15 protein-coding genes are annotated in these 17,316 nt (G+C 64.5%); 14 read left to right on the forward strand and 1 reads right to left on the reverse strand.

Annotated features, from left to right (window positions below):
- Positions 1 to 4: 4 nt before the first annotated feature.
- A complete protein-coding gene (gene mce, locus RRU_RS08160) occupies positions 5 to 409 on the forward strand; it encodes a methylmalonyl-CoA epimerase (RefSeq protein WP_011389447.1) in 405 nt (134 codons plus the stop codon).
- A gap of 57 nt (positions 410 to 466) precedes the next feature.
- A complete protein-coding gene (locus tag RRU_RS08165; protein WP_011389448.1) occupies positions 467 to 1,000 on the forward strand; it encodes a DNA-3-methyladenine glycosylase I in 534 nt (177 codons plus the stop codon).
- A 74-nt stretch (positions 1,001 to 1,074) separates the two neighbouring features.
- Here RRU_RS08165 and RRU_RS08170 read toward each other — a convergent pair whose 3' ends face one another.
- A complete protein-coding gene (locus tag RRU_RS08170; RefSeq protein WP_207187449.1) occupies positions 1,075 to 1,473 on the reverse strand; it encodes a VOC family protein in 399 nt (132 codons plus the stop codon).
- Between the two features lie 592 nt (positions 1,474 to 2,065).
- Here RRU_RS08170 and RRU_RS08175 point away from each other — a divergent pair.
- From RRU_RS08175 to rpsB, 12 genes are all read left to right on the forward strand, one after another.
- A complete protein-coding gene (locus RRU_RS08175) occupies positions 2,066 to 2,617 on the forward strand; it encodes a hypothetical protein (protein ID WP_011389450.1) in 552 nt (183 codons plus the stop codon).
- A gap of 99 nt (positions 2,618 to 2,716) precedes the next feature.
- Positions 2,717 to 4,024 carry a proline--tRNA ligase gene (proS, locus tag RRU_RS08180; protein WP_011389451.1) on the forward strand — a complete coding sequence of 436 codons (1,308 nt, stop codon included), beginning with the start codon at positions 2,717 to 2,719 and terminating at the stop codon, positions 4,022 to 4,024.
- Between the two features lie 101 nt (positions 4,025 to 4,125).
- Positions 4,126 to 4,755 carry a DJ-1/PfpI family protein gene (locus tag RRU_RS08185; protein ID WP_011389452.1) on the forward strand — a complete coding sequence of 210 codons (630 nt, stop codon included), beginning with the start codon at positions 4,126 to 4,128 and terminating at the stop codon, positions 4,753 to 4,755.
- Positions 4,752 to 6,005, forward strand: coding sequence for a lipoprotein-releasing ABC transporter permease subunit (locus RRU_RS08190; RefSeq protein ID WP_011389453.1), 1,254 nt, complete (start codon positions 4,752 to 4,754; stop codon positions 6,003 to 6,005). The genes RRU_RS08185 and RRU_RS08190 overlap by 4 nt, the downstream gene beginning before the upstream one ends.
- Positions 5,998 to 6,756 (forward strand): ABC transporter ATP-binding protein, encoded by a 759-nt coding sequence (locus tag RRU_RS08195; protein ID WP_011389454.1) that lies wholly within the window; start codon positions 5,998 to 6,000, stop codon positions 6,754 to 6,756. Before RRU_RS08190 ends, RRU_RS08195 begins: the two co-directional genes overlap by 8 nt.
- 21 nt (positions 6,757 to 6,777) lie before the next feature.
- On the forward strand, positions 6,778 to 7,215 hold the full coding sequence (locus tag RRU_RS08200; protein WP_011389455.1) for a GNAT family N-acetyltransferase: 438 nt from the start codon (positions 6,778 to 6,780) through the stop codon (positions 7,213 to 7,215).
- 46 nt (positions 7,216 to 7,261) lie between these two features.
- Complete coding sequence (locus RRU_RS08205; RefSeq protein WP_011389456.1) at positions 7,262 to 7,714, forward strand: GNAT family N-acetyltransferase; 453 nt, start codon at positions 7,262 to 7,264, stop codon at positions 7,712 to 7,714.
- A gap of 76 nt (positions 7,715 to 7,790) precedes the next feature.
- Positions 7,791 to 11,303 (forward strand): DNA polymerase III subunit alpha, encoded by a 3,513-nt coding sequence (gene dnaE / locus RRU_RS08210; RefSeq protein WP_011389457.1) that lies wholly within the window; start codon positions 7,791 to 7,793, stop codon positions 11,301 to 11,303.
- 135 nt (positions 11,304 to 11,438) lie between these two features.
- The gene (locus RRU_RS08215) at positions 11,439 to 13,109 is read left to right on the forward strand and encodes a methyl-accepting chemotaxis protein (protein WP_014626203.1); all 1,671 of its coding nucleotides are present in this window, start codon (positions 11,439 to 11,441) and stop codon (positions 13,107 to 13,109) included.
- A 165-nt stretch (positions 13,110 to 13,274) separates the two neighbouring features.
- Positions 13,275 to 14,945: a methyl-accepting chemotaxis protein gene (locus RRU_RS08220; protein ID WP_011389459.1), complete on the forward strand. Its 1,671-nt coding sequence runs from the start codon at positions 13,275 to 13,277 to the stop codon at positions 14,943 to 14,945.
- An 89-nt stretch (positions 14,946 to 15,034) separates the two neighbouring features.
- The gene (locus RRU_RS08225) at positions 15,035 to 16,123 is read left to right on the forward strand and encodes a periplasmatic short-chain-length polyhydroxyalkanoate depolymerase PhaZ1 (RefSeq protein WP_011389460.1); all 1,089 of its coding nucleotides are present in this window, start codon (positions 15,035 to 15,037) and stop codon (positions 16,121 to 16,123) included.
- A gap of 189 nt (positions 16,124 to 16,312) precedes the next feature.
- Positions 16,313 to 17,101: a 30S ribosomal protein S2 gene (rpsB, locus tag RRU_RS08230; protein ID WP_011389461.1), complete on the forward strand. Its 789-nt coding sequence runs from the start codon at positions 16,313 to 16,315 to the stop codon at positions 17,099 to 17,101.
- Positions 17,102 to 17,316 lie beyond the last annotated feature (215 nt).

The following is a 17,316-nucleotide window of genomic DNA, read 5'->3' on the forward strand; positions in this document are numbered from 1 at the left end:
GACCATGATCGGACGTCTTAATCACGTTGCCATCGCGGTCCCCGATCTCGAGGCGGCCTGCGCCGTTTATCGTGACGCGCTGGGGGCGACCGTTTCGGCGCCGCTGCCCCAGCCCGATCATGGCGTGACCGTGGTCTTCGTGGAACTGCCCAATACCAAGATCGAACTCCTCCATCCGCTGGGGGAGGCCTCGCCGATCGCCGCCTTCCTTAGCAAAAGTCCCGCCGGCGGCATCCATCACATCTGCTACGAGGTCGAGGATATCCTGGCCGCCCGCGACCATATGAAGGCCGAGGGCAAGCGGGTTCTTGGCGATGGCGAGCCGCGCCTTGGCGCCCATGGCAAGCCGGTGCTGTTCCTTCATCCCAAGGACTTCAACGGCACGCTGGTTGAACTCGAGCAGGCCTGAAGTCTTCTTGAACAGGCCTGAGGCCTTGCTGGCCTAAACAAGGAGCGGGGAGGGGAGATGTCGGGCTATTGCGATGCCGCGCCGGGCCATCCCCTCCACGGCCCCTATCATGATACCGAATATGGCTTCCCGCAGACCGACGAACGGGTGTTGTTCGAACGTCTGGCCCTGGAGATCTTCCAGGCCGGGCTGTCGTGGGAACTGATCTTGCGCCGCCGCCCGGGGATTAACGACGCCTTCGACGGCTTCGAGGTCGACCGGGTCGCCGCCTATGACGAGGCCGATATCGCCCGTCTGCTCGCCGATGCCCGCATCATCCGCAATCGGCTGAAGGTGGTGGCGCTGATCGCCAACGCCCGCCAGATCCAGGCCCTGCGCGCCAGCCACGGCGGGTTCGCCGCTTGGCTCGCCGCCCAGCCACCCCAGGACCTAAGCCAATGGGTCAAGCTGTTTCGCAAGACCTTCCGCTTCACCGGCCCCGAGGTGGTCAATGAATTCCTGATGAGCCTTGGCATCCTGGAAGGCGCCCACCGCCCCGATTGTCCGGTCGCCCTTCACTTGGCCGAGATGAGGCGGAGCGCCACGGTTTAGGGAGGTCTGCGAGGTCTCTACCCGTGCTCGGAGTGGATTCGACGGGGATGGGATGGCCTTCGCCCCCTCTCGCTCTAGAATTCAATCACGACGGAGGGCGTGTTGCGCCGTGCCTCGCCTTGATAAACCGCCTCGATGTTGTTCCCATCGGGGTCGAGGACGAAAGCGGCATAGTATCCCGGGTGATAGGCCCGCAGGCCGGGAGCGCCATTGTCGCGCCCGCCGTTGGCCAAGGCGACGCTGTGGAAAGCATCCACCGTGCCGCGATCTTTGGCCTGAAAAGCCAAGTGGTGCCGCCCGGTTAACGCGCCCAAAGCCGTCGGGCTTTCCGCCGAGGATACGAGAAGTTCATCGGCTAGGAAGTAACCCTTGTCCGTGCTGAGAACCGGGATATCCAACACGGACAGAATGGCCCGGTAGAAGCTTTCGCTCGCCTGGAGATCGCGCACCACAAGCTGAATGTGATCGATCAGGCGGCCTCAGTGCAGTCGGTTGGTTTCCATGGCCCTTTTCCGGTGCGGTCGGCGGGGCGCCGCGCATCACCATACTTTTGCCTGTTTGGTTGGCATACTATGGCGTCAGTGCCGTCGCCCATAAGGAAAGGGCGGGTCTCTTGAAAGATCCCGCCCAGCCCCTCGTGCCTCGATACCCGGCCTTTGGCCGGGAAGCGTGGTATGAACCGGATCCTGTCCCCGGGACCGGTTACCCCTATCCGGTCCACCCCAAAGGGGGGACCCGACGTTCTTGACACCGGCATGCCGGTGTACTGATGTGTGCCCGGCGAGCATTTTCGCTCTTGTCGGGACTTCGCCTCGCACCGTCGTTAAACGACGGTTGCCTCCCTAAACCCAGGCCGTAGTGAACATGAACACTGTTTCACATTGGCCCCCTTTTTTGCAAAAGTGTTTAGCACCATACGCACAGGCGGTGACCGTGTCACGCAAAATTTGCGGCGTAATCACGGCGGAAACCCGGGTTTATTGGCGCCTTCAAAATGGTCATTCGGGGTGTCATGCTCAAAAAATGGGTAGTCGTTCGCCCGGCTTCCAGCAAAGGGGAGGTGACATGAATAACGCAACCGAATGTGGCGCGGTTGTACATGCGGAAGGATGGGGTGATTGGCTCCAAGGTCTTGCCCTCGCCCTGGCAATGCTGCTTTGCGGTGGATTGTTTTTCCCCGCCCAGGCCCAGGACCCGACCAACCCCTGGCTGACCCCGAGCCGGCCCAGCCCGGAGGAGCCGCCCTTGCGCAAGGTGCTCAATATCACCGAGAGCGACTGCCGGCGGCTAACCGCCCATTACCCCGAACCGGGGGTGGCCTATGAGGCGGGCCACGATGTCAACGGCCGGCCGGTGGTCGGCGCCGATCTCGAGGATTATTCGGCCCTGACCGGCGGGGTGGAGCGGGGGTTCTCGTTCCAGATCGCCATCGATCCCTTCGCCCAGGCGGGGATGACGCCGCCGGCCGCCTTTCAGTCGCCCTCGATCTATATCGGCCGGCTTGATTACGATGTCGCCTCCGGTCAGGCGATGATGAATGGCCGCCCCTTGGACAACGGCGCCGGCGCCGTCATCGCCCAGGCCTGCCGCGAGCATGGGCGGGGTCGTTCCCGCTGATGCTTTGAGCGCCTTGGAAACCGCACGATCAAGGACTAGAGTGCGCCTTCCTTTCGCCCCGCCGTTTTTGTGACGACCCCTCTCGGATAGAAATCAACCATGCGCCTGTCCCGCTTTTTGCTGCCCACCCTCAAGGAAACCCCTTCCGAGGCGGAAATCGTCTCCCATCGGCTGATGCTGCGCGCCGGCATGATCCGCCAGCACGCCTCGGGCATCTATAACTGGCTGCCGCTGGGTCTGCGCGTGCTGCGCAAGATCGAACAGGTGGTGCGCGAGGAACAGGATGCGACCGGCGCCCAGGAAATCCTGATGCCGACCATCCAGTCGGCCGATCTGTGGCGCGAAAGCGGGCGCTATGACGATTACGGCAAGGAAATGCTGCGCATCGTCGACCGCCACGAGCGCGACATGCTCTATGGCCCCACCCACGAAGAGGTGGCGACCGATGTCTTCCGCAAGAATGTCAAAAGCTACCGCGCCCTGCCGCAGAACCTCTATCAGATCCAGTGGAAGTTCCGCGACGAGGTGCGCCCGCGCTTTGGCGTGATGCGCGGCCGCGAATTCCTGATGAAGGACAATTACTCCTTCGATCTGACCTATGAGGGCGCCCGGCACTCCTACAACAAGATGTTCGTGGCCTATCTGCGCACCTTCGCCCGCCTGGGGCTGAAGGCGATCCCGATGGCGGCCGATACCGGCCCGATCGGCGGCAAGCTCAGCCATGAATTCATCATCCTGGCCGATACGGGCGAAAGCGCCGTGTTCTGCCATCGCGACCTGCTCGACAAGCCCGCCCCCGAGAATGTCGATTACGACTCCGACCTTCAGCCGCTGGTCGATTCCTGGACCAGCCTCTATGCCGCCACCGACGAGATGCACCGTCCCGACCATGGCGTGCCCGAAGGCGATCTGGTCAGCGCCCGGGGTATCGAGGTCGGCCATATCTTCCATTTCGGCACCAAATATTCGGCGCCGATGGGCGCCACCGTCACCGCGCCCGATGGCTCGAGCCAAGCGGTGTTCATGGGGTCTTACGGCATCGGCGTGTCGCGTCTGGTCGCCGGCATCATCGAAGCCAGCCACGATGACAACGGCATCATCTGGCCCGATGGTGTCGCCCCCTTCGATATCGGCGTGATCAACCTCAAGGTCGGCGACGCCGCCACCGATGGCGTCTGCGCCGATCTTTATGGCCGTCTGCGCGCGGCCGGCAAGGACGTGCTGTTTGACGATACCGACGACCGCGCCGGCGCCAAATTCGCCACCATGGATCTGATCGGCCTGCCCTGGCAGGTGATCGCCGGACCCAAGGGCGTGGCCAAGGGCATGGTCGAGTTGAAGGAACGGGCCACCGGCGAACGCCACGAACTGTCGATCGACAGCGCCCTGGCCAAGCTTCTCGGCTGATCGTTCAAGGGGCGCGGCGCGCGACACCGGCGAGCCCGGTTTTTCGAAAGTGTGCCGCCCCCTGTTTGCGACTTGTGGATCAAACCAACGGGACGAAGGCGATGGATGTCGCGATCCTGCTATACGACGGGCTGACGCCGCTTGATGCGATCGGTCCCTTCGATGTGCTGGGCAAACTGCCGCGCGCCCGGGTGCGCACGGTGGGTATCGAGCGCGGCAATGTGCATTCGCGCGGGGTCTCGCTGACCCTGCACGCCGATAACGCCCTGACCGAGGTCAACGCCCCCGATGTGGTGGTGGTGCCGGGCGGGGCGGGGGCCGATGAACTGGCCCATGATCCGATGATCCGCGCTTGGTTGCGCAAGGTGGTGCCAACCAGCCGGGCGGTGTTGTCGGTCTCCACCGGATCGCTGATCCTGGCCGGGGCCGGGGTGCTGGAGGGCCGCGAGGCGACCACCCATTGGCGGGCCCTTGACCTGCTGGCCGGGTTTGGCGTGCGCACCAAGCCCGAACGCATCGTGACCGATGGCACGATCACCACGGCGGCCACGGCCGCCGCCGGCCTCGATGCCTCCTTCCTGATCGCCGAACGGCTTTGCGGCCGGGCGGTGGCCGAGGCCATTCAGCTTTTGATCGGCTATGATCCCGAACCGCCGCTAGCCGCCGGAGACCTGTTCAAGGCCCCGGCGGAGCGCATCACCCTGGCTCGCACCGGATTGGCCCACCCATGATCTTCAACGCCTTTGAACGGATGATGGCCGGCCGCTACCTGCGGGCCCGGCGCAAGGAAGGCTTCGTTTCGGTGATCGCCGGATTTTCCCTGGCCGGCATCGGCCTGGGGGTGGCGACGCTGATCATCGTCATGGCGGTGATGAACGGCTTCCGCGAGGATCTGATGGGCCGGATCTTCGGCCTGAACGGCCATCTCACCGTTCTTGGGCAATACGACGTGATGATGGATTACGACCGCGCCACCGATATCATTCGCGGCATTCCCGGGGTGCGGGCGGTGACGCCGACGGTTGAAGGGCAGGTGATGCTGACCGACAACGGCCGCTCGGTCGGCGGGCTGGTGCGCGGCGTGCGCCCCGAAGACCTGCGCCAGCGGCCGATGCTGGCCAATGCGGTGATCGCCGGCTCGCTCGATGATCTGCGCGGCCAGGATTCGATCATGATCGGCAATCGTCTGGCCGAGAATTTCGGGCTGCGGGTTGGCGACAAGCTGACCCTGGTTTCGCCCAAGGGCAAGGTGACGGCCATGGGCACCGTGCCCCGGGTGCGCGCCTATACGGTGCGCGTTATCTTTTCCATCGGCATGAGCGAATACGACAGCAGCTTCGTCTTCCTGCCCCTTGAGGCCGCCCAAACCTATTTCCAGGTGCCGACCGAAGGCGTCAACCATCTGGAGGTGGTGGTCGACCATCCCGACCGGGTGGGCGAGGTGGCGGGCACCATCGCCTCGACCAATGGCCTGGGCGGCATCCGCCTGCGCGACTGGCGCCAGACCAACGCCACCTTCTTCAATGCGCTGCAGGTCGAGCGCAACGTGATGTTCCTGATCCTGACCCTGATCATCGTCGTCGCCGCCTTCAATATCATCAGCGGCCTGATCATGCTGGTGAAGGACAAGGGCCGCGATATCGCCATCTTGCGCACCATGGGCGCCTCGCGCGGGGCGATCATGCGCATCTTCTTCCTGGCCGGCGCCGCCGTCGGCGTGACCGGCACCCTGGCCGGCCTGCTGCTTGGCGTGCTGTTTTGCCAGAACATCGAAGCCATTCGTCAGGGCCTGCAAAGCCTGCTTGGCGTCGAATTGTTCAATGCCGAGATCTATTTCCTGGCGACGATGCCAGCGACCATGGACCCCCATGAGGTGATGAACGTCGTGCTGATGGCTTTGGGCCTGTCGTTCGCCGCCACCCTCTATCCAGCATGGCGGGCGGCGCGCACCGATCCCGTGGAGGCCCTGCGCAATGAGTAAGTCCCCTTCCGTCTCCAGTCCGCAGACCGCCCCCGGTCCGCAGACCGCGCCCGGTCCGCAGGCCAGCAAGGTGCCGCAGGCGGCCTTGCGCTTGGATAAGGTCACCCGCTCGTTCAGCCAGGGCCGCGAGGTCCTCAACGTGCTGACCGGGGCCGATCTGGCCGTCAACCCGGGCGAGATCGTCGCCCTGGTCGGGCCCTCGGGGGCGGGAAAATCCACGCTTTTGCAGATTTGCGGGCTTTTGGAAAAACCCACGGCTGGCGAGGTGCGGATCGGCGGCATCAGCTGCGGCCAATTGTCCGAGGATCGCCGCACCCTGTTGCGCCGCGATCACTTGGGCTTCGTCTATCAGTACCACCACCTGCTGCCCGAGTTCTCGGCGGCCGAGAATATCGTCGTGCCGCAGATGATCGCCGGGATCGGCCGCAAGCCGGCCCTGGCGCGGGCGGCCGAGCTTCTGGCCAAGATGGGGCTTTCTGAGCGCCAGGACCACCGGCCGGGCCAGCTTTCGGGCGGCGAGCAACAGCGGGTGGCGATTTGCCGGGCTTTGGCCAACCGCCCCAAGCTGCTGCTGGCCGACGAGCCGACCGGCAACCTTGACCCCAATACGGCCGAGCGGGTATTCCAGGCCCTGCTCGATCTGGTGCGGGGCGAGGGGTTGGCGGCCCTGATCGCCACCCATAATCCCGATCTGGCGCGGCGCATGGACCGCATCGTCACCTTGCGCGAGGGCAAGGTGGTGGCCGCCTGATTATTGGTTTGGGAGCATGGGGTGACATTAAGGATCAGAGCGGCCGAGCCGGCCGATGTCGGGGCCATCTTTCAGGTGCGGACCGCGGTTACCGAGAATAGTCTGACGATCGCCCAACTCACCGAAATGGGGATCACGACCGCCTCGATCACCGCGATGATCATCGAAAGCCCCTGTGCCTGGGTGGCGGTGGAGGGCGAGCGCGTCGTTGGCTTTTCCATGGCCGATCTGGAGGACGGGTCGCTGTTCGCCGCCTTCGTCCTGCCGTCCTACGAAGGCAGAGGCCTTGGCAAGCGGCTGGTCCAAGCCGCCGAGGCCGCCCTGTTCGCACGCCACCGCGTCGTTTGGCTTGAAACGGGCAAAACAACCCGCGCGGCGGGTTTTTATCGCCACCTGGGCTGGGCGAACGAAACCGATCATGGGGACGGCGATATCCGCTTGGAAAAATCGCGCCCCTGATGTCCGCCTCGGCGGCCTGTTCGTCGCCCTGATCCCCGGGTGAGTCATGAATAATCCCAGTCTCTCGATCCGCGCCTATGACGGGGCGGCCGATCTGTCCAGGCTCTCGACCATTTGGTTCGAGGCCTCGCTTCAGGCCCATGCCTTCATTGGCGAAAAGCGCCTGCGCGAGCAACGGCGCCTTATCGAGGAAATCTACCTGCCAAAGGCGGAAACCTGGGTGGCCTGTTCGGGGGGGAGCGCCGTGGGCTTCATCAGTCTGCTCGATACGTTCATCGGCGGCCTGTTCGTCGCCCCGGACCAGCAGGGGCGGGGCATCGGCAAAGCCCTTGTCGCCCATGCCTTGGCGCGGACAGGAGAGCTGCGGCTGGAGGTTTATACGGCCAACCAGCAGGCGTTTTCCTTCTACACCAGCCTCGGATTTAAGGAACTCTCGCGCAGGGCCGAGGATGACGAGGGCATGCCGTTCGAGAATGCCGCTTTGCGCCTGACGCTCTGACACGGCCGCCTAAGGCGGGCGTGTTCGCCAAGCGTTCCCGCTGACAAAGGCCGCCGATCCGTGGCATGGTTGGCCCATGCCCGATCCATCCCCCGCTTCGTCCGCCCTCGCCGGCGGCTCCCCCGCGAATGGCTTTGTCCATCTGCGGGTTCACACCGCGCTCTCGATGTCCGAGGGGGCGATCCAGGTCAAGGCGCTGGTTAAGCTCTGCGCCAAGATGGGAATGCCCGCCGTCGCCATCACCGACAGCGGCAATCTGTTCGGCGCCCTTGAGCTTTCGGTTACGGCCTGCGACATGGGCGTTCAGCCGATCATCGGCTGCCAGATCGCCGTGCGCAACGAAGAGGTGCGCGAGCGCGGATTTGGCGCCGGGCGCGATCTGCGTGCGCCCGATCCCGATGCCGTGGTGCTGCTGGCCAAGAACGCCAGCGGCTATGCCAATCTGATGAAGATCGTCTCGCGCTCCTTCATCGAAGGCGACGGCAGCGAGGCGCCCCAGGTGCGGCTGGCCGATATCGAGGCCCTGAACGACGGGCTGATCTTGCTGACCGGCGGCGTTGGCGGGCCCTTGGGGCGGCTGCTGCGCGAGGGCCGGCGCGACGAGGCCGCCGCCATCCTCGCCCGCCACAAGGAGCATTTCGGCGACCGCGTCTATGTCGAGATCCAGCGCCATGGCATGGCCGATGAAGACCGCATCGAAGCCGATCTGATCGATCTGGCCTATGCCCAAAACGTCGCGCTGGTCGCCACCAACGAGCCCTATTACCCCGACCGCGCCATGTTCGAAGCCCATGACGTGCTGATCTGCATGCAGCAGAAAACCGTCATCGGCGATGAGACCCGGCGGCGGCTGACCCCTGAGCATTATTTCAAGCCGGCCAACGAGATGCGGGCCTTGTTCGCCGATCTGCCCGAGGCGGTGGACAACACCCTGGTGATCGCCAAACGCTGCGCGGTGATGAGCGAGAAGCGCAAGCCGATCCTGCCCCACAGCCCGGCGGTCAAGGGGCGGACCGAAGCCGAGGCGCTTTGCGCCATGGCCGAGGAAGGCCTGGATAAGCGCCTGGAAAAGCACGTTTATCGCGAAGGCATGAGCGAGGCCGAGCGGATCGAGATCGCCAAGCCCTATCGCGAGCGCCTAGCCTATGAGCTTGATGTCATCATCAAGATGGGCTTCCCCGGCTATTTCCTGATCGTGGCCGATTTCATCCAATGGGCCAAGGACGCCGATATCCCGGTGGGTCCGGGGCGTGGGTCGGGGGCGGGATCGTGCGTGGCCTGGGCCCTGACCATCACCGACCTTGACCCCTTGCGCTTCAGCTTGCTGTTCGAGCGGTTCTTGAACCCCGAACGCGTGTCGATGCCCGACTTCGATATCGACTTCTGCCAGGACCGCCGCGAAGAGGTCATCCGCTATGTTCAGCGGGAATACGGCTATGAGCGCGTCGCCCAGATCATCACCTTCGGCAAGCTGCAGGCCCGCGCCGTGCTGCGCTCGGTCGGCCGTGTCTTGCAGATGCCGCTCGGCTATGTCGATAAGATCTGCAAGATGGTGCCCAATAATCCGGCCGCGCCCGTCACCCTCAAGGAAGCCATCGAGGCCGAGCCCCAGCTGCGCGATCTGCAGAAAAACGACGAGATGGTCGCCCGCCTGCTTGATATCGGCATGAAGCTGGAGGGGCTCTATTCCCACGCCTCGACCCATGCGGCGGGTGTGGTGATCGGCGATCGTCCCCTTGATAATCTGGTCGCGCTCTACCGCGATCCCCATTCCGATATGCCCGTCACCCAGTTCAACATGAAATGGGTGGAGCAGGCCGGTCTGGTGAAATTCGACTTCCTCGGCCTGAAAACGCTGACGGTCTTGCAGCATGCGGTGCGCCACATCGCCAAGCGCGGCATCACCGTCGATCTGCTTGACCTGCCTTTGGATGACCGCCGGAGCTACGACATGCTGGGGCGCGGCGAGACCAGCGGCGTCTTCCAGCTTGAAAGTACGGGGATGCGCGACGTTCTGCGCAATATGAAGCCCGATACCCTGGAAGACATCGTCGCCATTGTCGCCCTCTACCGCCCGGGGCCGATGGACAATATCCCCAGCTACATCAAGCGCAAGAAGGGCGAGGAAGAGGTTGTCTATCTTCATGATTCCCTAGAGCCGATCCTCAAGGAAACCTATGGCATCCTGATTTATCAGGAACAGGTGATGCAGGCGGCCCAGATCATGGCCGGCTATTCCCTGGGCGGCGCCGATCTGCTGCGCCGGGCCATGGGCAAGAAGATCAAGGCCGAGATGGATACCCAGCGCGCCCTGTTCGTCGAAGGGGCGGGCAAGCGCGGCACCTCGGAGGCCAAGGCCTCGGAGGTTTTCGACCAGATCGCCAAATTCGCCGGCTATGGCTTCAATAAATCCCATGCCGCCGCCTATGGGCTGGTCGCCTATCAAACCGCCTATCTGAAGGCCAACTACCCCGTCGAGTTCATGGCCGCCACCATGACCTATGACATGCACAACACCGACAAGCTGGCTGTTTTTAAAGGGGAATTGCGCCGCCTTGATATCCCCTTGCTGCCGCCGGACGTCAATCGCTCCTTTGCCGTTTTCGGCGTCGAGGACGGCGCGGTGCGCTATGCCCTGGGCGCGGTCAAGAACGTCGGCGCCGCGGCGATGGACGCCCTGGTCGCCGAACGCGAGGCCCGGGGACCGTTCAAGGATCTGGCCGATTTCGCCCGTCGCCTGGATGGCAAGGTCATCAACAAGCGTCTGCTCGAAAACCTGATCAAGGCCGGGGCGCTTGATAGCCTTGATGGCGATCGCGCCAAGCTGCTGGCCAATGCCGATGTGCTGATGCGCCACGCCCAGGCCGCCGCCGAGGATCGGGCGTCCAACCAGTCGAGCCTGTTCGGAGGGGCCGGGGCGACCTCGGAACCGCCGATGAAATTCCGCGCTTGCGCCGCCTGGACCATCACCGAGACCCTGGCCCATGAACGCGACGCCATGGGCTTCTATTTGTCGGCCCATCCCTTGGACATCTATGGCGACAGCCTGGAGCGCCTGGATGTGGTGCCGATCGAGATGCTGCCCGGCCATCTGCGCGGCGGCGGCAGCGGCGCGGTCAAGCTGGCGGTCACCCCCGGCGCGCGCAAGGAGCGCATCGGCAAAAGCGGCAGCCGCTACGCCTTCGTCGAATTATCCGACGCCACCGGCTCGTGCGAGACCATGGTGTTTTCCGAGGTTTTGGGGGCCAGCCGCGAGTTGCTCGATTCCGGCCGGCCGTTGCTGGTCCGCGCCGACGCCCGGCTCGAGGGCGAAGAGGTGCGGTTGCTCGCCCAAGCGATCGAACTGCTCGACGACGCCGTCGCCCGCGCCGCCCGCCGCATCAAGGTGTCGTTTAGCGACAGCGGACCGATCCCGCGGCTGGCCGAGATCATCCGCGCCGATGGCCCGGGCAATCGCAATATCCTGTTGGTCGCCGATCTTGGCGATCGCGAGGTGGAGTTCCGCTTGGACGGTGGCTTCGCCCTGCGCTCGGAAACCCTGGCCGCCTTGCGCAATGTGCCCGGCGTGGGCGAGGTGCGCGAGGTTTAGGCGGGGAAGGCGGGGGGGTAAGATCATGATCAGGATCACACCTCCCGTGTCTTCATGTTTAGGTTGCATCCTCGGGGAAAACGGCAGAGATTCGTTGAGTGGATTAAAAGACGTAAGAAGACTGCGGATACCCCGATGCTTCGCAACAAACGTGTTGTCGTCAAGATTTCGGTTATCGTCGCCATCATGGGACTCGCGCTGTGCGTGACCGTCGGCTGGCTGCTTAAGTCTCAATACGACGCCCTTCTCGATGAGCGGGTGACTCAGACGCGGGTGCTGACCGAGGCCGCCGTCGGGGTCGCGACCAAGCTGCAGGCCGAGGTTTCCGCCGGGAGGCTCACCCGCGATCAGGCGATCGAGACCTGGAAGACCGCGCTCAATGGCATGACCTATGGGGACAATGGCTATCTCTTCGCCTATGCCGTGGACGGTATCAATCTGGTTCTGCCGCCGCGTCCCGATCTGGTCGGCAAGCCCGTCGTCGATCGGGGGGCCTTTCTCGCCCTTCAGGCGGCGGCGACGCGGGGGCCGGGCGGCGGGCGGCTTGATTATGTCTGGCCCCGGGTCAAAGGGGGGCCGCCCATCCCCAAGGTGAGTTGGGCGATGGAGATTAAAGCCTGGGGCGCCCTGGTGGGGACGGGGATCTTTGTCGACGATGTCCAGGCGATTTTCTGGGCGAAACTGCGCGAGGCGATGCTGATCGGCGGCCTGTTGAGCGCGGTCGCCATCGTGCTGGTCTCGCTAATTTCCCGCGACCTTTCGGCGGTTCTCGGCGATATCGCCCAGCGCATGGCGCTGATTTCCGGCGGACAGGTCGATATCGCCGTGCCCAACCAGGATCGGCGCGACGAGGCCGGAGCCATGGCGCGCTCCCTTGAGGTCTTTCGCGGCAAAGTCGCCGAGACCGAGCACCTGCGCGGCGATCAGGAACGCCTCAAGGCCTCGGCCGAAGCGGCGCGCAAGGCCAGTCTGGTCGAGTTGGCCAAGCGCTTCGAGGACTCGGTCAATAGCGTGGCCCAGGCGGTCGCCAAAGGGGCGCGGACGATGGACGAAAACGCCAGGACGATGTTCGGCTTGGCCAATGTCACCCGCGAGAAGGCCAGCGATTCTTCGGTGATGAGCGAGCGCACCAACGCCAACTTCCAAACGGTGGCCTCGGCGTCGGAACAACTCTCGGCCTCGATCCGCGAAATCGCCAACCAGACCGACAAGGCGCGGGTCACCAGCCAGCAGGCGGTGGAAACCGCCGATCAATCGGCCGATCGCATGGCCGGGCTGGTCAGCGACGCCGAAAAGATCGGCGCGGTGATCACCCTGATCGAGGCTATCGCCAGCCAGACCAACCTGCTGGCGCTAAACGCCACGATCGAAGCGGCGCGGGCCGGCGACGCCGGCAAGGGTTTCGCCGTGGTCGCCCATGAGGTCAAGAACCTGTCGACCCAGACCCGCAAGGCGACCGAGGACATTCGGGGCCAGATCGAACGGGTCCGCGCCTCGGTTTCGGCCGCGGCCAGCGATATCGCCACGATCAGCCACGTCATCCACGATATCGCCGAGGCGGCCGGGGCGATCAGCGCCGCCGTCGAGGAACAAGGGGCGGCGACCAAGGAGATCTCGCGCAGCGTGCAAGAGGTCTTGTCGACTTCGGAAAGCGTCTCGCACGATATCCGCACCCTGGCCGAGGCGGCCCGGGAAACCGAAACCACCGCCGGCGCCTTGCGCGACACCGCCGGCGGGCTTGGTCAGGCGGCGACCACCTTGCAAGAAAAGGTCGACGGCTTCCTGGGCGATCTGCGGCACGGATAGGGTCGTAACGGTTTGACCGCGAGGTGGATTCCACTGGGACGGCGGGAGGTAAGCTTATAACCAAGCCCCTGCCTCCCCGCCCTTGTGTTTCGGTTGCGCCAATGGGGAAAACGGCACAAATTCGTCGGGCGGATCAGGGGAAGTGCGAAGCCCACGGATAACGCGATGCTTCGCAACAAAAGAGTCGTCGTCAAGATTTCGGTCATCGTCGCCATCATGGGACTCGCGTTGTGCGTGACCGTCGGCTGGCTGCTTAAGTCTCAATATGACGCCCTTCTCGATGAGCGGGTGGCCCAGACGCGCGGGCTGACCGAGGCCGCCGCCGGGGTGGCGACCAAGCTGCAGGCCGAGGTCTCCGCCGGTAAAATCAGCCGCGATCAGGCGATTGGGACCTGGAAGACGGCGCTCAACGGCATGATTTACGGCGGCAATGGCTATCTCTTCGCCTATGCCATGGACGGCATCAATCTGGTTCTGCCGCCACGTCCCGATCTGGTCGGCAAGCCGGCGGCCGATAGGGGAGTCTTCCTCGCCCTTCAAGCGGCGGCGAGGCGGGGACCGGGGGGCGGGCGGGTTGATTATGTCTGGCCCCGGGTCAAGGACGGGCCGCCCATCCCCAAGGTGAGTTGGGCGATGGAGGTTCCGTCCTGGGACTTGCTGGTGGGGACGGGGGTCTATGTCGACGATGTCCAGGCGATTTTCTGGGCGAAACTGCGCGAAGCGATGCTGATCGGTGGCCTGCTGAGCGCGGTCGCCCTCTTGCTGGTCTCGCTGATCTCCCGCGACCTTTCGGCGGTTCTGGGTGATATCGCCAAGCGCATGGCGTTGATTTCCGGCGGCAAGATCGATATCGCCGTGCCCCATCAGGATCGGCGCGACGAGGCCGGAGCCATGGCGCGCTCCCTTGAGGTCTTTCGCGGCACGGTGGCCGAGACCGAGAAATTGCGCGGCGATCAGGAACGCCTCAAGGCCTCGGCCGAAGCGGCGCGCAAGGCCAATCTGGTCGAGTTGGCCAAGCGCTTCGAGGATTCGGTCAATAGCGTGGCCCAGGCGGTCGCCAAGGGGGCGCGGACGATGGACGAAAACGCCAGGACGATGTTCAGCCTGGCCAATGTCACCCGGGAGAAGGCCGGCCAGTCCTCGGCGATGAGCGAGCGCACCAACGCCACCTTCCAAACGGTGGCCTCGGCGTCGGAACAACTCTCGGCCTCGATCCGCGAAATCGCCAACCAGACCGACAAGGCGCGGGTCACCAGCCAGCAGGCGGTGGAAACCGCCGATCAATCGGCCGATCGCATGGCCGGGCTGGTCGATGACGCCGAAAAGATCGGCGCGGTGATTACCTTGATCGAGACCATCGCCAGCCAGACCAATCTGCTGGCGTTGAACGCCACGATCGAGGCGGCGCGGGCCGGCGACGCCGGCAAGGGCTTCGCCGTGGTCGCCCATGAGGTCAAGAACCTGTCGACCCAGACCCGCAAGGCGACCGAGGACATTCGGGGTCAGATCGAACGGGTCCGCGCCTCGGTTTCGGCCGCCGCCAGCGATATCGCCACGATCAGCGACGTCATCCACGATATCGCCAAGGCGGCCGGGGCGATCAGCATCGCCGTCGAGGAACAGGGCGCGGCGACGACCGAGATTTCGCGCAGCGTGCAAGAGGTTTTGTCGACTTCGGCCGACGCCTCGCGCGATATCCACACCCTGGCCGAAGCGGCCCGGGAAACCGAAAGCACCGCCGGCGCCTTGCGCGACACCGCCGGCGAGCTTGGTCAGGCGGCGGCCAGCTTGCAAGAAAAGGTCGACGGCTTCCTGGGTGATCTGCGGCAAGGATAAGGGAAAGGGGCCCTTTCAGCGCGATCGGTCTTTTTCTTGCGCTCTTTGCGTGCTGGGGTAAACTGGTCAGGCAAGCGGAGGAGGGGGCGATGAGGGCATTCTGTCGGTTTGTCGGGGCCGCTTTGTTGCTGGTGGGATTGGCCGGGCCGGCCTGGGCCGATTCCTTGCCCAAGCTGGCCATCGATGCCGATCATGTGACGGTGTCGGGGATCTCCTCGGGCGCCTATATGGCCAATCAGTTCCATGTCGCCCATTCGGCGCGGGTGGATGGCGCCGGGTTGGTCGCCGGTGGTCTGTATGGCTGCGCCGTTTCCACGGTCGTCAACGACAAGGTGATGGCGACGGCCTCGCGCGCCCTTGCCCACTGCATGCGTCAAAGCGCGTTTCTGGAAAGCGCCGACCGCTTTGTCGGTATCGCCCGCCAGCTTGAGCGGGCCGGGGCGATCGACGCCCTGGCCGGATTGCGCGGCGATCGGGTTTATCTGTTCACCGGCGAGGCCGATACGGTCGTCGGCGCCAAGGTGGTGAGGACGGCGGCCGAAGCCCTGGGGACGCTGGGGGTGACCACCACCCTGGTGAGTTCGCTTCAGGGAACCCCGGGCGCCGGGGCCAAGGCCGGTCACGCCTTTCTGACCCCCGATCGCGGCAATGCCGCCTGTTCGGCCGAAAAGAGCCCCTTTTTCAACGCCTGCCGCTACGATCAGGCCGAAGCCATCCTCAAGGTTCTCTATGGGCCGTCTCTGGCTCCGCCGGCCCCGGTCCTGTCCGGGCGGCTTTCGCGCTTTGACCAGTCGGCCTATGTACGGGGGGGGAATGCCATCAAGGCGTCGCTGTGGGACGAGGGGCTTGTTTATGTGCCCGCCGACTGCGCCGCGGGCGCGGCCTGCCGGCTGCATATCGCCTTCCATGGCTGCAAGCAGTCCGATCAGGTGCTGGGGTCGGCGGAGAAGTTCTGGGATCTGGCGGGCTATAATGGCTGGGCCGATACCAACCACATCGTCGTGCTCTATCCCCAGGCCCGGGCCATCGGCGCCACCGAGGGCTTTCCTTTGACGGCGATCAACCCCGAGGGCTGCTGGAACTGGTGGGGCTATGGCCTTGATGGAAAATTCCTGGGCCGCGAGGGGCTGCAGATCAGCGCGGTGAACGCGATGATCAACGCCCTGGCCGGGCGCTAGGGGGCGGCAAGGCGCCATTCCCTCCTTGCCAACGGCGAGCGGGAAGGTTAAATACCGGCCACACCACGCACGCGGGATTCGCGGCCGTCCGGAAAATATCCGGCGCGGCCGTTCCGGTGTCGAAGGGCTTTCTGGCCTTTTGACTCAACTGTCCCGCGGAGGTTCAACCGGAAAAGGAAAGACGCCACCATGGCTCTCCCCACATTCTCCATGCGCCAGCTCATCGAAGCGGGCTGTCACTTCGGCCACAACACCCGTCGTTGGAACCCGAAGATGGCGCCCTACCTTTATGGTCAGCGCGATAACGTTCACATCATCGATCTGCAGCAGACCGTGCCGATGCTCTATCGCGCCATGCAGGCCGTGCGCGATGTCACCGCCGGCGGCGGTCGCGTGCTGTTCGTCGGCACCAAGCGTCAGGCCCAGGATGTGGTCGCCGAGCACGCCCGTCGTTGCGGTCAGTATTATGTGAACCACCGTTGGCTTGGCGGCATGCTGACCAACTGGAAGACCATTTCCCATTCGATCAAGCGTCTGCGCGATCTGGAAGAGCGTTTCGGCGGTGGCGACCTGTTGGGTCTGACCAAGAAGGAGCAGCTCAACCTCGGCCGCGAGAAGGACAAGCTCGATATGGCTCTGGGCGGCATCAAGGAAATGGGCGGTCTGCCCGACATGCTGTTCATCATCGATACCGTCAAGGAGAGCCTGGCGGTCAACGAAGCCAACAAGCTGGGTCTGCCGGTCGTCGCCGTGATCGATTCGAATTCCGATCCGCGTGGCATCACCTATCCGATCCCCGGCAATGATGACGCCATTCGCGCCATCCAGACCTATTGCGAGCTGATCAGTGGCGCCGCCATCGACGGCATCCAGGCTCAGCTCGGCGCCGCCGGCGTCGACGTCGGTGCCGCCGAGATCGTGCCGGCCGAGACCCTTGCCGCCGAAGCCCCCGCCGCCGAGCAGCAGCCGACCGCCTGATAAGCAAGGCCGACCGCCAGGGCAGGGCCCCCCCGAGACCAGATGGCGGCGTGCAGACGCCGCCATCTTTTTGGTTCGGCTCCCGTGCCCGGAGCCGCCCGCCGATCCGATACGCTCATCGTCGCCCTCCTTCCAGCCGTTCCCGGCCCCTGCGCCGTACCCGAGGGAAGGGCGTCCGCCCTAACGAAGCACTGATTTCCAAGAGAGGACTCCCC

The sequence above is a fragment of the Rhodospirillum rubrum ATCC 11170 genome (assembly GCF_000013085.1).
Taxonomy (GTDB): domain Bacteria; phylum Pseudomonadota; class Alphaproteobacteria; order Rhodospirillales; family Rhodospirillaceae; genus Rhodospirillum; species Rhodospirillum rubrum.